The 17,177-nt window shown below is 29.6% G+C and carries 12 protein-coding genes, 1 other RNA gene and 1 pseudogene; 6 read left to right on the forward strand and 8 right to left on the reverse strand.

The features are described from left to right. Nucleotides 1–20 precede the first annotated feature (20 nt). Both purU and N5A56_RS00660 read right to left on the reverse strand, forming a co-directional pair. Entirely contained in the window at nucleotides 21–890 is an 870-nt protein-coding gene (gene purU / locus N5A56_RS00655; RefSeq protein ID WP_265724249.1) for a formyltetrahydrofolate deformylase, read from the reverse strand. Nucleotides 891–971: 81 nt separating this feature from the next. After that, entirely contained in the window at nucleotides 972–1,811 is an 840-nt protein-coding gene (locus N5A56_RS00660; protein ID WP_265724248.1) for a 1,4-dihydroxy-2-naphthoyl-CoA synthase, read from the reverse strand. 69 nt (nucleotides 1,812–1,880) lie between these two features. Here N5A56_RS00660 and N5A56_RS00665 point away from each other — a divergent pair, with 69 nt between their 5' ends. After that, nucleotides 1,881–3,038, forward strand: coding sequence for an alpha/beta hydrolase-fold protein (locus N5A56_RS00665; protein ID WP_265724247.1), 1,158 nt, complete (start codon nucleotides 1,881–1,883; stop codon nucleotides 3,036–3,038). A gap of 112 nt (nucleotides 3,039–3,150) precedes the next feature. On the opposite strand, the gene N5A56_RS00670 is transcribed toward N5A56_RS00665, so the two are convergent. The 3 genes from N5A56_RS00670 to fsa all read right to left on the reverse strand — a co-directional run bounded on the left by N5A56_RS00670 (nucleotide 3,151) and on the right by fsa (nucleotide 6,074). Continuing rightward, entirely contained in the window at nucleotides 3,151–3,642 is a 492-nt protein-coding gene (locus N5A56_RS00670; RefSeq protein ID WP_265724246.1) for a S1 RNA-binding domain-containing protein, read from the reverse strand. After that, nucleotides 3,642–5,300, reverse strand: coding sequence for a 2-succinyl-5-enolpyruvyl-6-hydroxy-3-cyclohexene-1-carboxylic-acid synthase (gene menD, locus N5A56_RS00675; RefSeq protein WP_265724245.1), 1,659 nt, complete (start codon nucleotides 5,298–5,300; stop codon nucleotides 3,642–3,644). The genes N5A56_RS00670 and menD overlap by 1 nt, the downstream gene beginning before the upstream one ends. A 120-nt stretch (nucleotides 5,301–5,420) precedes the next feature. Continuing rightward, the gene (gene fsa, locus N5A56_RS00680) at nucleotides 5,421–6,074 is read right to left on the reverse strand and encodes a fructose-6-phosphate aldolase (RefSeq protein WP_265724244.1); all 654 of its coding nucleotides are present in this window, start codon (nucleotides 6,072–6,074) and stop codon (nucleotides 5,421–5,423) included. A gap of 199 nt (nucleotides 6,075–6,273) precedes the next feature. On the opposite strand from fsa, the gene N5A56_RS00685 reads away from it, so the two are divergent. Beyond that, nucleotides 6,274–7,317: a hypothetical protein gene (locus tag N5A56_RS00685; RefSeq protein WP_265724243.1), complete on the forward strand. Its 1,044-nt coding sequence runs from the start codon at nucleotides 6,274–6,276 to the stop codon at nucleotides 7,315–7,317. Here the strand turns inward: N5A56_RS00685 and N5A56_RS00690 are convergent. Continuing rightward, nucleotides 7,314–8,117, reverse strand: a complete 804-nt coding sequence (locus N5A56_RS00690; RefSeq protein ID WP_265724242.1) for an SDR family oxidoreductase — start codon at nucleotides 8,115–8,117, stop codon at nucleotides 7,314–7,316. The genes N5A56_RS00685 and N5A56_RS00690 overlap by 4 nt on opposite strands. A gap of 87 nt (nucleotides 8,118–8,204) precedes the next feature. After that, nucleotides 8,205–8,303, reverse strand: an RNA gene (gene ffs / locus N5A56_RS00695) — signal recognition particle sRNA small type. Nucleotides 8,304–8,478: 175 nt separating this feature from the next. Between ffs and N5A56_RS00700 the strand changes: the two genes are divergently transcribed. The 4 genes and pseudogenes from N5A56_RS00700 to N5A56_RS00715 all read left to right on the forward strand — a co-directional run bounded on the left by N5A56_RS00700 (nucleotide 8,479) and on the right by N5A56_RS00715 (nucleotide 13,631). Beyond that, nucleotides 8,479–9,000 carry a DUF4199 domain-containing protein gene (locus N5A56_RS00700; RefSeq protein ID WP_265724241.1) on the forward strand — a complete coding sequence of 174 codons (522 nt, stop codon included), beginning with the start codon at nucleotides 8,479–8,481 and terminating at the stop codon, nucleotides 8,998–9,000. Nucleotides 9,001–9,090: 90 nt separating this feature from the next. Beyond that, nucleotides 9,091–10,046: pseudogene (locus N5A56_RS00705) on the forward strand (glycosyltransferase family 2 protein). A gap of 43 nt (nucleotides 10,047–10,089) precedes the next feature. Then, entirely contained in the window at nucleotides 10,090–11,805 is a 1,716-nt protein-coding gene (locus N5A56_RS00710) for a phospho-sugar mutase (RefSeq protein WP_265724240.1), read from the forward strand. After that, a complete protein-coding gene (locus N5A56_RS00715; RefSeq protein WP_265724239.1) occupies nucleotides 11,805–13,631 on the forward strand; it encodes an ABC transporter ATP-binding protein in 1,827 nt (608 codons plus the stop codon). Before N5A56_RS00710 ends, N5A56_RS00715 begins: the two co-directional genes overlap by 1 nt. A gap of 7 nt (nucleotides 13,632–13,638) precedes the next feature. Here the strand turns inward: N5A56_RS00715 and N5A56_RS00720 are convergent, their stop codons facing one another. Continuing rightward, complete coding sequence (locus N5A56_RS00720; RefSeq protein WP_265724238.1) at nucleotides 13,639–17,091, reverse strand: pyruvate carboxylase; 3,453 nt, start codon at nucleotides 17,089–17,091, stop codon at nucleotides 13,639–13,641. Nucleotides 17,092–17,177: the final 86 nt, after the last annotated feature.

Here is a 17,177-nt window from a genome sequence, read left to right on the forward strand (position 1 = left end):
TTATAACTGTTACTTAAAAATTACTCTCCTGCTTCCGGAAAAACAATTGCTCTATTTCCAGAAACTATTATTTGATGGTTTAAATGGCATTTTACTGCTCTTGCCAATACTAATTGCTCTATATCTGCTCCAATTCTTTTTAAAGTGGTTGGCGTACTTTCGTGAGTTACTGGTTTTACATCTTGCTCTATAATTGGACCTTCATCTAAATCTACTGTAGCATAATGCGCAGTTGCACCAATTAACTTTACACCTCTTTCATAAGCCTTTTTATATGGATTTGCTCCTTGAAAAGCGGGTAAGAAAGAATGATGAATATTAATTATTTTCTCTGGATAATAATTAATAAAATCGGCAGATAAAATTTGCATATATCTTGCCATAACAATTAAATCTATCTCATTACAATCTACAATTTTTTTAACCTGCGCTTCTTGTTCTAGTTTGGTTTCTTTTGTTATTGGCAAATGATAAAAAGGAATATTAAACATATCTGCAACATATCTTAATTTATTATGGTTGCTAATAATCATTATTACGTTACAATCTAAACGTCCTTCTTTTGAGCGCTCTAACAAATCATATAAATTATGACTTGTATGAGATACCATAATAGCTACATTTTGTTTTTTATCACCATAATTTACAGACCAATCTATATTTAATGGTGTTGCTAATTCTAAAAACTCGTTTTCCAATACTTCTTTAGAAATATTAGTTCCGTCTGCATTTAAACGAACTCTCATAAAATAAGTATCTTCAATAGCATTTACATATTGCTGAGAACTTAAAATATTGAATCCTTTTTCGTGAAAAAAACTAGTAATTTTTGCTACCAGCCCTTTTTGATCTGGGCATTTTATTAAAAAAGATACTACTTGTGATTTCATTTGTTATTATTCCAAAATTGAAAAATTTGTCATTTAAAAATTAAGTTTCGACTGCGCTCAACTTAGCAACTGCCAACTGTTTTATGGTATCCAAACTTTAGGAAAATTAGGTTTTCTTTTTTCAAGAAAAGCATCTCTTCCTTCTTTTGCTTCATCGGTCATATAAGCAAGTCTTGTTGCTTCACCTGCAAAAACCTGTTGACCAACCATACCATCATCTGTTAAATTCATTGCAAATTTTAACATTTTAATTGAAGTTGGAGATTTTTCTAAAATTTCTTGTGCCCATTCATAAGCAGTATCTTCTAATTCTTTATGCGGAATAACAGCATTTACCATTCCCATTTCATAAGCTTCTTGAGCAGAATAATTTCTACCTAAAAAGAAAATTTCACGTGCTTTTTTCTGACCCACCATTTTTGCCAAATAAGCAGAACCATAACCACCATCAAAAGAAGTAACATCTGCATCTGTTTGTTTAAAAATAGCATGTTCTTTTGATGCTAACGTTAAATCGCAAACAACATGTAAACTATGTCCGCCACCAACTGCCCAACCAGGAACCACAGCAATAACAGCTTTTGGCATAAACCTAATTAAACGTTGCACTTCTAAGATGTTTAATCTATGGTAACCATCTTCTCCTACATAACCTTGATGTCCTCTTGCTTTTTGATCGCCTCCAGAACAAAAAGAATACACACCATCTTTTGTACTTGGGCCTTCTGCAGAAAGTAAAACAACACCAATAGAAGTGTCTTCTCCTGCATCATAAAAAGCGTCATATAACTCCTTTGTTGTCTTAGGGCGAAATGCGTTTCTAACATTTGGTCTATTAAATGCTATTCTTGCAACACCATTACATTTCTTATATGTAATATCTTCATATTCTTTGGCAACTTTCCATTCAGGTTGTATCATATTTTTGTATTTTAGACGTTCTTGTGACAGAACAAAAATCATTCCTCGCAAAAATAAACATTCTAGCTTATGATTAAGAACTCACTAACATTAATATTTATTCTTTTTTACTTCTTCAGTTATTCACAAAAAACCATTCAAAAAGGATTAGAGTCAGATATTTTAGAAACAACTAGAGATATTAAAATTTATATTCCGCAAGGATATGAAAAAGATAGCATCAAGAATTATCCTCTTGCTATTGTTTTAGATGAAGATTACATGTTTGATTTATATGTTGGTAATGCAGTTTTATTCTCAAAAAAAGACAAAGCTCCAAAACAAATTGTAGTTGGTATTTCTATGGAAGATACAAAAGGAAATGATATTTCTTTTGATAGAAATTCTGGTAAACTTACAGGAAGTGCTAAAAATTTTTATGAATTTATAAGAGACGAAGTTTTATTTTACGTAGAAAGCAATTACAGAACATCTCCTTTTATAACACTAATAGGGCAAGGATATTCTGCAAATTTAATTACACATTTTTTACAAGAAAAAACAGCTTTTATAAATTCTTTTATATGTTTAAACCCAAGTTTTTCAGATTTTATAGGCGAAGAATTAATTTCATATCAATTACATAGATTCGGGAAAGAAGACAATACTTTTTATTTTTACACAAATAATTCAGATTCCTTTTCATCAAAAAAACAAGTAAAAATAGATCAAGTACAAAAAGGATTATCTCTTTTAGAAATAAAAAATTTTAATATTATAAATGATATTACTAACACCTCTAGTTCCGTTTCTGCAATTAGCGAAGCTTTACCAAGAGCTCTAACTAAAGTTTTTGAAGTATACTCTTCCATTTCTAAAGAAGAATATGAAAAAAACATAAAAGAACTAACTCCGCTTGATGCAATTTCTTACTTAGAAAACAAGTATTTAGAAATCGAATTTTTATTTGGTAGCGATTTAGGAATTAGAGAAAAAGACATTTATGCTATAGAAAACATTATTATTGAAAAAGAAAATGGAGATCGTTTAAGAGATTTTGGTAAAATGATATTAAAGCTATTCCCTTCTTCTCCATTAGGTGAATATTATATTGGTAGATATTACGAATCTGGAAAAATGTTTAAAAAAGCCTTAAAATATTACAAAATTGGTTACGGAAAAATGGATCCTTCAGATAAAAATGCTGATGCTTTTTATGAAAACATTTTAAGAATTGGTGGGCAGTAAAATAGTTTTTAGCAAAAAAAAGATTAGAAATTATTAGTATAATTTCTAATCTTTTTTTTGCCTTTAGATCTTTAAATTCAAAAGCCTCACAACTTTGAGACTTTGAAAAAACCTACAAAAGCTCTATTCTATCTTCTTTTATTACAATTAGTTTTTGTTTATATAAATTACCAACCGCCTTTTTAAATGCTTTTTTACTCATTTTCATATGAAAACGAATAGAATCTGGAGAACTTTTATCTGTTAACAACAAAAAACCTTCTCTACTATTTTTTAACTTAGAAAGTACTTTTTCTACATCAGAATCTATTACATTTCTAAAACCTTGTGGTCTAAGAGAAACATCTATTTTACCATCTTCACGAATTTGTTTTATATAACCCGTAACTTCCATGTTTTCTTCTAAGTCTTGGAAAACTTCGCTTCTAAAAAGTAAACCATCAAACTCTTCATTAATTAAAACAGTATAACCTAAACCGGTTTCTGTTTCAATTACTAAACTCACTTTATCACCTTCTTTTAAGTACATTTTTTCATCTTGAGAATCATTTTCTCCGTCTTGTAATTGCCCTCCTCTTTCGTATAAATCTTCTTGTGAATCCATTATTGTATATATTTAAAATATGCTGATAAAATTAAATCATTTTCTTCACTTGGAGTGAAAATTTCTAATATTTTTGGTTTTTCTGATGTTTTATAAAACCCTACTAATTGCTCTTTTACTGTTACTTTAGAATCTGCTTTTAAATACTGAAATCCATACATTTTACACAAATGTTCAGCAGTTAAACTATGTGGTGTTTCAAAATATTTAATTGCATTTGTAGATTTGGGCCCAGGTATAATTTTAAAAATTCCTCCTCCAGAATTATTAATCAATATAATTCTAAAGTTATTAGGAATATTTGAATTCCATAAACCATTACTGTCGTAGAAAAAACTAATATCTCCAGTAATAAAAATAGTTTGATTTTTACTTGCAAAAGCGGCTCCTATTGCGGTACTTGTGCTACCATCAATTCCGCTTGTACCTCTATTACAAAATACAGAGTTAGAGATATCAATAGAAAATAATTGCGCATATCTAATAATTGAGCTGTTACTAATTTGTAACTGACTCTTTTTAGGAATACTCCCTAAAACTTGTTCAAAAACCTTAAAATCTGAATGTTTTGCCTTTAACAAATACTTAGCATGTTTTAAACGTTTCTCATTACGGATTTGCAACCATTTTTGTTGATAATCACTTTCTACAACTTCAACTGAATTATTAAAATTTAAAAAGAAATCTTTAGGTGCTGTTTGTATAAATTCTGATAAACAAAAAAAAGTATTTGTTGCTTTTTCTGTGTCAATATTCCAATGATGCTTTGGTTGATACTTCCTTAAAAATTGTTTTATTTTTTTAGAAATAATCATACCTCCAAACGTAATTAACACATCTGGTTTTAAATCCTTAAACTGATTGTCGTCTAAAGAAAATATTAACTGATCTATAGAATCAATCGCTTTTTCATGATGTAAATTAGACGTAGTTTCTGTTAAAATTAAAACAGATTTATCATCTGCAAATACATCCATTAATTGATGTAATTTATGATTAGGATAATTTACACCCACTAAAATCATTTTTTTTGCTGATGTATTCCAAATTTTAGCTAAATCATTATAATTAATATGAGAGTTATCTAAAGAACTCATACTAATATGAGGAAAATGAAAATCTTGCAATTTCTCTACAGTTTCATAAAGTGGCTCATCAAAAGGAACATTAATATGAACTGGCCCTTGTTGAGAAACTGAAATTTGTAAGGCTTCTCCAATTAATTGAGCGTTACGAGTTTTAAATTTTTCATTTTCTACTAAATTAGCAGAAAACAAGATATGTTTATCAAAAACATTTTCTTGACGAATTGTTTGTCCGTCTCCAATATCTATTAAATGTTTTGGTCTATCAGCAGAAATTATAACTAAAGGAATATTGCTATAAAAAGCTTCTGCAATTGCAGGATAATAATTTAACAAAGCAGAACCAGAAGAACATAAAACAGCAACTGGTTTCTGTGTCTGTTGTGCAATTCCTAAAGCAAAAAAAGCTGCACTTCTTTCATCTACTACGCTTAAAGTTTCTATTTCTGGATGATTAGAAAAACCAATTGTAAGAGGCGCATTTCTTGAACCTGGAGAAATAACAACTGTATCAATTTGAAATTGAATACAGGCTGATATTACAAGTTGTGCAAGTTCTTTTTTTGGATACATTAATATAAATTACGAAGTAGCAAAGTTACAAAGTCAAAAAGTTAATAAAGACAAAAAAGTCAGAAAGTAAAATATTTTTCTACTTTCTGACTTTAATTATATAAAAATCAACTGCGTTGGCTAGTTTCCTTTTTGATAATCTGCTAAAAACTTAGCCAAACCACTATCTGTTAAAGGGTGTTTTAACAAACCTTCTATTGCACTTAAAGGCCCAGTCATAACATCGGCTCCTAATTTTGCGCAATTAATAATATGCATTGTATGACGAACTGAAGCCGCTAAAATTTCAGTCTCAAAACCATAATTATCATAAATTAAACGAATTTCTTCAATCAAATTCATCCCATCTGTAGAAATATCGTCTAAACGACCAATGAAAGGAGAAACATAGGTTGCACCAGCTTTTGCTGCCAATAAAGCTTGGCCTGCTGAAAACACTAATGTTACATTTGTTTTAATCCCTTTAGAAGAAAAGTATTTACAAGCTTTTACACCATCTTTTATCATTGGCAATTTTACTACAATTTGCGGATTTAAAGCAGCCAAAGCCTCACCTTCTTTTACCATACCATCGAAATCTGTAGAAATAACTTCTGCAGAAACATCTCCTTCTACTAACTCACAAATTTCCTTGTAATGGTTAATAATATTAGTTTCACCAGTTATACCTTCTTTAGCCATTAAAGATGGATTTGTAGTTACACCATCTAAAATTCCTAAAGCTTGCGCTTCTTTAATTTGCTCTAAATTTGCAGTGTCTATGAAAAATTTCATTTAAATAAAGTTATAATTTGTGTTGTTATACATAAGATACAAATATAACAACAAAGGTTTTAGTTTTTAAGTATTTACCTATAAGTTTTAAACAAGTTTTTATAATAAAAAATTATTGTTAATCATTTAAAATGAATCTTTTAACTCGCTTAATTTTTTTCTTACTTTTCAAAATTATATTTTTGTTGAAAATTATATAATGTATTTTAGAAATATACTTTTTATTTTATTTTTCGCCTTATTTTTTTCTTGTGAATCACAAAATGAAAAACAAGATGAAATAGTAGAAGTAATTGATGAAACAATTGATGAAACAATTGAGTGCTCTAACGCTACAACTATCATTACAGAAGATGACGCTATTGCTATACCAAGTGACACAAATCCTGTATATTGGATTGGCAACTATAACAGTTCCTTAATTCAAATAAACTTTACTAAAGAAATTGGTTTTGATAATGCAACAGAAAGATTAAGTTTTGTTTTTAAGAAAATAAACAATTGTTTAGAGTTAGACTACGCCTATAAATATTATGACGGAAAACTAGTTGATGTTTCTGCTATAACAGAAATGGAGATTTATGATTTTTCTATACAAGATTGGGATGAAGATAAAAAACTGTCTGGAGATGTAACCTACAAAGATCCACATAATGGACAATTTTATACTAGAAAATTTTGGTTAGAATTCTCAAGTAATGACTATATTGAAGAACCTACTAATTTTAAACTATTTTCTGAATGTTATTTAGATAAATTACCTATCGAAATTGATATGAATAATGATGGAAATATCGATTTTAATTTAAGCTATACAGAGATTAGAAATTATGGCAGTAAACCCGCATATACTGAATATACTTTTCACTTAATCTCTAGTAACAATGATATAAATTTTATCCTATCTCCTAAAAGGAACTCGAGCCCTTATATCGTTCTTTTTGAAACTCCATTTTCTTCCGAAGACACTAAACAATATTTTAATGGCGTTAAAAAAGCTTTAGATGTATTTTATGAATTTGATGCTCCATATCAAAAATATAATTACTTTTTAAACAACAACCTTACCTACAGAAGCAAATTAAAAAATAATTCAGAAGATTATTTTGTAGTTAGTTTAACTTTAAATGGAAATCAGTATTTTGGTTGGATTAAGTTTAGTTTTAACACAGACAATTGTTCTGTTGAAGTTTTAGATACTTACTTAAACCCAACTCCTAATCAAAATATAAACGTAGACTAAAGTTTATAATGATTCATTAATATTTTTTGATACATTTTGTCTGGCAAAATACGTTTTAAAACAATTGAGAATTTCTCCATAAATCCACCAACTTTGTAATGAATTTTAGGGTTATTTGTATTTATAATTTTATAAACCGTTTTAGCCATTTCTATAGGATCCATACCACCACTTACATGAGAATCCATCAAATCTAAATTTGATTGATACATTTCTTTATAGGCAGAGTTTTCAAAAACTGGTGTATGATATCTACCTGCTGCAATATTTGTAGCAAAATCTCCTGGAGCAACATTTACAACCTTTATACCAAAACTTTTAACCTCCATACTTGTGGCTTCTGTTACTAACTCTAAAGCACCTTTTGTCGCAGAATACAATCCTCTAAAAGGCAACCCCATGTAACCTGCAATAGAAGTTACATTAAGTATAAATCCAGAATTTTGTTTCCTCATTTGAGGTAATACAGTCTTCATTACATCTACTGCTCCAAAAAGATTTGTATTAAACACAGCTCTCATTTCGTCTGTTGGTGTGTCTTCAATTGGGCCAGTAATTCCCATACCAGCATTATTTATTAACACATCTAGTCTTCCTTCTTTTTTTACAATGTAATCTACAGCCTTACGTATTGTATCTACTTTTAATACATCAAGTGCAATTAATTCAAAAGAAAAATTTTCTTGATTTTTTGGATTTCTACTTGTTCCAAAAACAGTGTATCCTTTTTCCTGTAAAAAAGTAGCAATAGATTTTCCTATTCCTGATGAAGCACCAGTTACTAGTATAACTTTAGACATAAGTAAATTTTAAAAATATGAAAGCAGTAAAGTTAAAAAGTTAAAATGAAAGAAACCCTTTTTCAGAACGAAACTTTAGGGCATAAAAAATGGCAAGCTACCTACATCACACTGCTACAACCTAATACCCTTGCTGTGTTCCCACCCTGGGGGATTCAAAGGGAGCTAGTTGTGTAGGACTTGCCGCTGCAAATTTACAACAGATTTTTATTATAACAATTAAAAAAATATAAAATTTTATGTAACATTTTTAACTAACTGAGTACTAATAATATGTTTTGTAAGTTTTCTAAAACTGAGAAAAATAAAAACTATCAAAATGAAATTAATATATTTGTAAAACTAACTAAATCATTAAACAATGGAAAACCAAGTAAACAGTAAAAGTATTATTTTAAACAACGGTCTTTACCTAGGTCTTATTGGTATAATTTGTCACTTAGCATTATATGCAACAGGTAGCTTATTAGAATTAAACTGGGTAAATAGTATTATTAGCTTAATAGCTATGATTATTTTTATAGTTATGGGTATTAAAACTTATAAATTAAATAATGGTGGTTTTATCTCTTGGGGACAAGGAGTTAAAATAGGAATGGGAATAACAATGATTAGTGCTGTAATTACTGTTCTTTATATTATGATATTTATGAACTTTATAGAACCAGATTTTCAGCAACAAGCATTAGAGTTTCAAAAACAAGCTTGGATTGATGGAGGTTTAACAGACGAACAAGTTGAAGCTTCAGTTGCTATGACAGAAAAATTTCAAACACCAGCTATTTCTGCGGCAATGATGTTAGCATTTTCTGCATTTATTGGGTTTGTTTTTTCTGCAATTATAGCAGCAATCATGAAAAAATCTGAAGAAGAAACTTATTAATTTTAGTTTTAACGTTTTTAAAGTAAAAAGTAAGAAAGTATCTACAATACTTTTTTAACTTTACAACTTGTAACTTTACAACTAGAAAATATGGATATTTCGGTAGTAATACCACTTCTTAACGAAGATGAATCTTTACAAGAATTACACGATTGGATTGCAAAAGTTATGCAATCCAATCGTTATTTATATGAAATTATTTTTATTGATGATGGTAGCACAGACAATTCATGGAATGTTATCGAGCAATTATCAACAAAAAACAAAGCTGTAAAAGGAATTCGGTTTAAAAAAATTACGGAAAATCTCAAGCACTAGACGCTGGTTTCGAATTGGCGCTTGGTAATGTTGTAATTACCATGGATGCAGACTTACAAGATAATCCAGATGAAATTCCTGAGTTATACAAATTAATTATCGATAAAGATTTCGATTTAATTTCTGGCTGGAAAAAGAAACGTTACGATAACGTAATCACCAAAAACATCCCTTCTAAACTTTTTAATGCAGCAGCAAGAAAAACTTCTGGACTTAAATTACACGATTTTAATTGCGGTTTAAAAGCTTATAAAAACGAAGTAATTAAAGCTGTAAAAGTTAGTGGAGAAATGCATAGATACATTCCTGTATTAGCAAAAAATGAAGGTTATACTAAAATTGATGAAATGGTGGTAAAACACCAAGCTAGAAAATACGGTGAAACAAAGTTTGGAATGGATCGTTTTGTAAATGGTTTCTTAGATTTAATAACTATTTCTTTTCTCTCTAAATTTGGTAAAAGACCTATGCACTTTTTTGGTCTCTGGGGAACATTGATGTTTCTATTTGGAACAACAAGTGCTTTTTACATTGGAGCCTACAAGCTTTATAAAGTTTATAATAATACTAAAACTATTTTAGTAACTGATAATCCTTGGTTTTATATTGCATTAACCTCTATGATTTTAGGAACTTTATTATTTTTAGCTGGTTTTATTGGAGAACTAATAATAAAAACAAAAAGTAACGAAAAACACTATACCATAAAAGAAAAACTCAATTTCTAAACAGTATATTTGTTTCCTATTAAATAATTCAATTTTTAATTCTATGAAAGATATTTTAGACAAAGCAAAACAATGGCTAACATCAACTTTTGATACTGAAACTCAAACAGAGATTAACGATTTAATCAAAAACAATCCTAGTGATTTAGCAGACAGATTCTATAAAGATATGGAATTTGGTACTGGTGGAATGCGAGGAATTATGGGTGCAGGAACAAATAGAATTAATAAATACACTTTAGGTAGAGCTACACAAGGTTTATCTAATTACTTATTAGAAAATGTAAAAAAAGAGCAATTAAAAGTTGTTATCGCTTTCGATTGTAGACATAATAGTAAAAAATTTGCCAAAATTGTTGCAGACATCTTTTCTGCAAACAATATTAAAGTTTATCTTTTTGAAGATTTAAGAGCAACTCCAGAGTTATCTTTTGCAGTACGTCATTTAGGTTGTGATGCGGGTATTGTTTTAACAGCTTCACACAATCCACCAGAATACAATGGATACAAAGTTTATTGGGCAGATGGTGGTCAAATAGTGCCTCCTCATGATGGCGGTATTATTGGTAATGTAAATTCGTTAGATTTTTCTGAAATCAAATTTGAAGCTAATGAGGATTTAATAGAAATCATAGGAAAAGATGTTGATGATGTTTTTATTACTGAGTCTGTAAAAAACGGATCTTTGTCAGATAAAATTGATAGAAACAATTTAAAAATTGTTTTTACCTCACTTCACGGAACATCTATTGTGTCTGTTCCAAATGCATTAGCAGAAGCAGGATACACAGATGTACATATTGTTGAAGAACAAAGAGTTCCAAATGGAGATTTTCCAACAGTAAAATCTCCAAATCCAGAAGAACCTGAAGCATTGGAAATGGCTACCAACCTAGCTAATAAAATTGGTGCAGATATCGTTATTGGTACAGATCCTGATTGTGATCGTTTAGGTGTTGCAGTAAGAGATACTGATGGAAAAATGAAATTGATGAACGGAAATCAAACAATGGTTGTTATGACTGATTTCTTATTAAAAAAATGGAAAGAAGAAGGTAAATTAAATGGCAAACAATTTGTAGGTTCTACTATAGTTTCTACTGAATTAGTAAATGATGTAGCAAACACTTATAATGTTCAAACAAAAGTAGGCTTAACAGGGTTTAAATGGATCGCTAAAATGGTTCGAGATTTTCCAGAACAAGAGTTTATTGGTGGTGGCGAAGAAAGTTTTGGCTACATGGTTGGAGATTTTGTACGTGATAAAGATGCAGTAACTGCAACACTTTTAGCTTGCGAAGTTGCTGCTTACGCTAAACAAAATGGAAGTTCTTTTTATGAAGAATTACTAAACATTTATGTAAAAAATAAATTTTACAAAGAACATTTAATTTCTATAACTAAAAAAGGAATGGATGGAGCTGCAGAAATTCAGCAAATGTTAAGTAACATGCGTAACAATCCATTAACAGAAATTGATGGCGAAAAGATAGAATCACTTTGTGATTACGACGCATCAACAAAGAAAAACTTAATTACTGGTGAGATAACAAACATCGATTTACCAAAATCTAATGTATTAATATACCAAACTGCTAATGGAACAAGAATTGCAGCCAGACCAAGCGGAACAGAACCTAAAATAAAATTTTATTTTAGTGTAAACTCCCTTCTAGATTCTACTAAAAATTCTGATGCAATTGAAAGTAATTTAGATGCAAAAATTCAACGTATAATCAAAGAATTGAAATTGAATTAATGAACCATTTCAAAGACATTTTAAGGCACGAAAAGAAATATAGAAAATTTACACTTCTAAACATTCTCTTTAATATATTTTATGCAATTTTTAATGTCTTATCAGTTTTAGCATTTATACCAGTTTTAGGAATACTATTTGGAACTGATAAAAAAATTATTAAAGAACCAACTTATACAGGAATAACTAAAATTGGAAGTTATTTAAAAGAAAGTTTTTATTTTTTTATATCTAATAAAATTGAAAAAGAAGGCGCAATAAACACATTATTATTTATTTGCTTACTTGCAATTTCTTTATTTTTCTTAAAGAATTTTTTTAGATACTTAGCATCTTATGTAATAACATTTTTAAGAACTGGAATTGTAAAAGATTTACGTGATAAGCTTTACAAAAAAATTGTTGAACTACCTATATCATACTTTACTGAAAAAAGAAAAGGAGACATAATTGCTCGCATGACAGCTGACGTTCAAGAGGTTGAAGTTTCTATACTAACCTCTATAGAAACTATAGTTAGAGAACCACTTACAGTAGTTATTGCTATTTCTATTATGCTATTTATGAGCGTTAAGTTAACTTTGTTTGTTTTTATTTTATTACCAGTTTCTGGATTTATAATTTCTTCTATTAGTAAGAAATTGAAAGCAAATTCTGTAAAAGCTCAAAAAGAAACTGGTACATTTTTATCTTTTATAGAAGAAACTTTAACAGGCTTAAGAGTAATTAAAGGTTTTAATTCTGAAAAAATAATTGAACATAAATTTAACAAATCAACGAGTACATTTAGAAATTTAATGACAAGTGTTTTCCATAGACAAACTCTAGCCTCACCTATGAGTGAATTTCTTGGATCTGCTACAATTATTGCTATTTTATGGTATGGAGGATCTGAAGTATTATCTAACACTAGCCCTTTACAACCAGATGAATTCATGGGATATATTGTATTGTTTTATACTGTATTAAACCCTATTAAATTAATTACAACCTCTTATTATAATATTCAAAAAGGAGAAGCTTCTGCAGAAAGAATTATGCAAGTTTTAAATACTGAAAATAGTATTAAGAACAAACCGAATGCATTAGTTAAAAAAGAATTTGAAGATGAAATAGAGTTTAAAAACATTTCATTTAAGTACAAAAAAGAATATGTTTTAAAAGATTTTTCTTTGAAACTAAAAAAAGGGCAAACGGTTGCTCTTGTTGGGCAATCTGGAAGCGGAAAATCTACTTTAGCTAATTTAATTACTCGTTTTTACGACGTAAATAAAGGTTCTATTTTAATTGACGGAGTAGACATTAAAGATATTACTAAAAAATCATTGCGCGATTTAATGGGTATTGTTACACAAGAATCTATCTTATTTAACGACACTATTGAAAACAATATAAAATTAGGAACTGAAGATGCTACTAAATTAGAAATAAAAGAAGCTTCACAAATTGCTAATGCATTTGAATTTATAAAAGATTTACCAGAACAATTTGAAACTAATATTGGAGATAGTGGAAATACTCTATCTGGAGGTCAAAAACAAAGACTATCAATTGCTAGAGCAGTTTTAAAGAATCCACCAATAATGGTTTTAGACGAAGCCACCTCAGCACTTGACACAGAGTCTGAACAATTAGTACAAGTTGCATTAGAAAAAATGATGCAAAATAGAACCTCTTTAGTAATTGCACATAGATTATCTACCATCCAAAAAGCAGATAGTATTGTAGTAATGAAGAAAGGTGAGATTGTAGAACAAGGAAAGCATGAAGAGCTACTCGCCAAAAAAGGCGAGTATTTTAAGCTCGTTTCTATGCAATCTCTTTAACTAAATTTTAGCTTAATTCAATTATTAAATCTTCTGAATTTACCATAATTCCCGGCTTTAAAACGACCTTCTCTATAGTTGCATCTTCTGTTGCAGTTATAGTGGTTTCCATTTTCATAGCCTCAATTATAAACAATGGTTGATTTTTAGTTACTTTTTCTCCTTTCTTTACGAGTATAGTAGACAACATACCTTGTAAAGGAGCACCAATTTCCTTTTCATTAGATTTATCTGCTTTTGCATGTTCTACTTTATCTATTTTTATAGACTCATCTTTAATTTGTACAGACCTACCTTGTCCGTTTACTTTAAAATAAACAGTTACCATACCGTCTTTATTTGGCTTACCAATAGAAGCTAAAGTAATTAACAATGTTTTACCCTTATCTAATTCTACAATAATTTCCTCACCTCTTTCCATTCCATAGAAGAAATTTTTAGTTGGCAAGTTTATTAAGCTATCATACTTTAAATGATTATTGTAAGCATCTGTAAAAACTTTTGGGTATAATTTATAAGATAAGAAATCTGTAAAATCAATAGGTCTACTTAAATCATTTTCAAATATTTGTCTAAATGCTTTATACTCTTCTTCAATATCTAATGGTTCTATATGTGCATTTGGTCTATCTGTATAAGGTTTTTGATCTTTCAAAATCAATTTCTGTAAATCTTTAGGAAATCCACCAACTGGCTGACCTAAATCACCTCTAAAGAAACTTACAACAGACTGCGGAAAAGAAATAGTATCCCCTCTTTCTAAAACATCCTGAATCGTTAAATTGTTACTCACAAGATATTGTGCCATGTCTCCAACAACTTTAGAACTTGGAGTTACCTTTACGATATCTCCAAAAAGTAAATTAACATCACCATACATTTTTGTTATTTCATGAAAACGATCTTCCAACCCTAAAGCTTGTGCTTGTGGCTTTAAATTAGAATATTGACCTCCAGGAATTTCATGCTTAAAAACTTCTCCTGAACCTGCTTTTAAACCAGATTCAAACGGATAATAATATTCTCTTACAGTTTCCCAATAATTAGAATATTCATTTAAAGAATCGATGTTTAAATCGCTTTCTCTTTCGTTGAATTTCATCATTTCTGCAACCGAATTAAAATTAGGTTGTGATGTTAATCCAGACAAACCTCCAAGTGCAACATCAACTACATCTACACCAGCTTCAATAGCTTTTAAATAGGTTGCAGATTGAATTGATGAGGTATCATGCGTGTGTAAATGAATAGGAATATTTACTTCTTGTTTTAATGCTGAAACCAACTCGAATGCTGCATACGGTTTTAATAAACCAGCCATGTCTTTTATAGCTAAAATATGAGCACCTGCGTTTTCAATATCTTTTGCTAAAGTGGTGAAATATTTAAGGTTGTATTTTTTATTTTTTGGATCTAAAATATCGTTTGTATAACAGATCGACCCTTCTGCTAAACCATCTGTTTTATTACGAACATGCTCAATACAAGGGGCAATAGATTTCATCCAGTTTAGAGAATCAAAAATTCTAAATATATCAACTCCATTTTCCCAAGATTGCTGAACAAAACTCTCTATTAAATTATCTGAATATGCAGTGTAACCAACTCCGTTAGATCCTCTAATTAACATTTGAAGCAATACGTTTGGCATCGATTTTCTTAATAACTTTAGACGTTCCCAAGGATTTTCTTGTAAAAAACGCATACAAACATCAAAAGTTGCGCCACCCCAAACTTCCATACTAAAAATATTCGGATTATTTTTTGCATACCCTTCAGCAACTTTTAGCATATCATACGTTCGCATTCTGGTTGCCAATAAACTTTGATGTGCATCACGCATTGTGGTGTCTGTAAAATGAACTTTCTTTTCATTTTTTAACCACTGAGAAAACTTATCTGGACCTAATTCTGTTAATAAATCTTTTGTTCCTTTCGGAAAACTTGCGTTTGCATCAAATTTAGGCACAATAGGTTTTACAAAAGTTTTTGTTGGATCTAGTTTTTTAACATCTGAATTACCATTTACAATAACATTTCCTAGATAAGTAACAAGTTTAGTTGCTCTATTTCTTGGTGCTTTAAAATCAAATAAATCTGGATTTTCTTTAATAAAATTTACTGTAACTTCTCCTTTCCTAAAAGTATCATGCTTTAGAATATTATCTAAAAAAGGCATATTAGTTTTTACTCCTCTAATTCTAAATTCTGCTAAAGCTCTTCTTACTTTTCTACAAGCTCCATCTAAAGTTCTACTATTTGCAGTTACTTTTACCAACATCGAGTCAAAAAATGGCGAGATAACCGCACCTTGATAAACACTACCAGCATCTAAACGGATACCGAACCCAGATGCACTTCTATAAGTTGTAATTTCTCCATAATCTGGCTTAAAGTCGTTTTGAGGATCTTCTGTAGTAATTCTACATTGCAATGCATAACCATTGACTTTAACAGCTTCTTGATTTGGAATTTTTATTTGTTGATCTGCTAACTTGTAACCGCCAGCAATAAATAATTGTGTTTTTATTAAATCAATATTTGTTACTACTTCGGTAACAGTATGTTCTACTTGAACTCTTGGATTTACTTCTATAAAATAAATAGAACCATCATCATCCACTAAAAACTCTACAGTTCCAATATTATTATAATCTACCGCTTTACAAATATCTATTGCGTATTTATAAAGTGCATCTTTTGTTTCTTGCTTTAAATCGAAAGAAGGCGCAAATTCAATTACTTTTTGATAACGACGTTGCACAGAGCAATCGCGTTCAAAAAGATGGACTGTGTTACCATAATTATCGGCAACTATTTGGATTTCTATGTGTTTAGGGTTTTCTACAAATTTTTCAAGAAAAACGGTATCATCACCAAAAGCATTTAAAGCTTCTCGTTTACTTTCATTAAAGGCTCTTTTTAACTCCTCTGCTTTTCTTATAACACGCATTCCTCTACCTCCTCCTCCAGAAGCAGCTTTTAACATAATAGGATAACCAATCTTATCTGCTTCAATTAAAGCTGTTTCAATATCTTTTAAAGGATTTTCATTGCTTTTTATAATTGGAATATTGTTAGCAACAGCAACTTCTTTTGCAGTAATCTTATCTCCTAAAGACTTTAAAACTGAAACTTTAGGACCTACAAAAATAAGACCATTATCCTCACATTTCTGAGCTAAATTTGCATTTTCTGATAAAAAACCATAACCAGGATGAATAGCATCTACACCACTTTCTAATGCTACTCTTATAATCTCGTTAATATTTAAATAAGGCTTTAAAGGCTCGTTGTTTTCACCTATTTGGTAAGACTCGTCTGCTTTATACCTATGAAGAGAATATCTATCCTCGAAGGTATAAACTCCAACTGTTTTTACATTTATTTCTGTACAGGCTCTAAAAATTCTTATAGCAATTTCACCTCTATTTGCAACGAGTACCTTTTTAATTTTCATTTAATGTATATTATTAATTAGCGAATGTTCGCTGTAAATATACAAAACGCAAATTAAGAAATAGTTTTAAGTAGTAAAAAGTTATT

Source organism: Polaribacter ponticola, from assembly GCF_026191475.2.
GTDB lineage: Bacteria > Bacteroidota > Bacteroidia > Flavobacteriales > Flavobacteriaceae > Polaribacter > Polaribacter ponticola.

What these genes read in the sequence shown, in the direction of transcription:
- fsa (WP_265724244.1), bottom strand. Translation starts at nt 6,074, where the DNA reads ATGAAATTTTTCATAGACACTGCAAATTTAGAGCAAATTAAAGAAGCG.
- N5A56_RS00710 (WP_265724240.1), top strand. Translation starts at nt 10,090, where the DNA reads ATGAAAGATATTTTAGACAAAGCAAAACAATGGCTAACATCAACTTTT.
- N5A56_RS00715 (WP_265724239.1), top strand. Translation starts at nt 11,805, where the DNA reads ATGAACCATTTCAAAGACATTTTAAGGCACGAAAAGAAATATAGAAAA.
- N5A56_RS00690 (WP_265724242.1), bottom strand. Translation starts at nt 8,117, where the DNA reads ATGTCTAAAGTTATACTAGTAACTGGTGCTTCATCAGGAATAGGAAAA.
- N5A56_RS00665 (WP_265724247.1), top strand. Translation starts at nt 1,881, where the DNA reads ATGATTAAGAACTCACTAACATTAATATTTATTCTTTTTTACTTCTTC.
- N5A56_RS00700 (WP_265724241.1), top strand. Translation starts at nt 8,479, where the DNA reads ATGGAAAACCAAGTAAACAGTAAAAGTATTATTTTAAACAACGGTCTT.
- purU (WP_265724249.1), bottom strand. Translation starts at nt 890, where the DNA reads ATGAAATCACAAGTAGTATCTTTTTTAATAAAATGCCCAGATCAAAAA.
- N5A56_RS00720 (WP_265724238.1), bottom strand. Translation starts at nt 17,091, where the DNA reads ATGAAAATTAAAAAGGTACTCGTTGCAAATAGAGGTGAAATTGCTATA.
- N5A56_RS00670 (WP_265724246.1), bottom strand. Translation starts at nt 3,642, where the DNA reads ATGGATTCACAAGAAGATTTATACGAAAGAGGAGGGCAATTACAAGAC.
- menD (WP_265724245.1), bottom strand. Translation starts at nt 5,300, where the DNA reads ATGTATCCAAAAAAAGAACTTGCACAACTTGTAATATCAGCCTGTATT.
- N5A56_RS00660 (WP_265724248.1), bottom strand. Translation starts at nt 1,811, where the DNA reads ATGATACAACCTGAATGGAAAGTTGCCAAAGAATATGAAGATATTACA.
- N5A56_RS00685 (WP_265724243.1), top strand. Translation starts at nt 6,274, where the DNA reads ATGTATTTTAGAAATATACTTTTTATTTTATTTTTCGCCTTATTTTTT.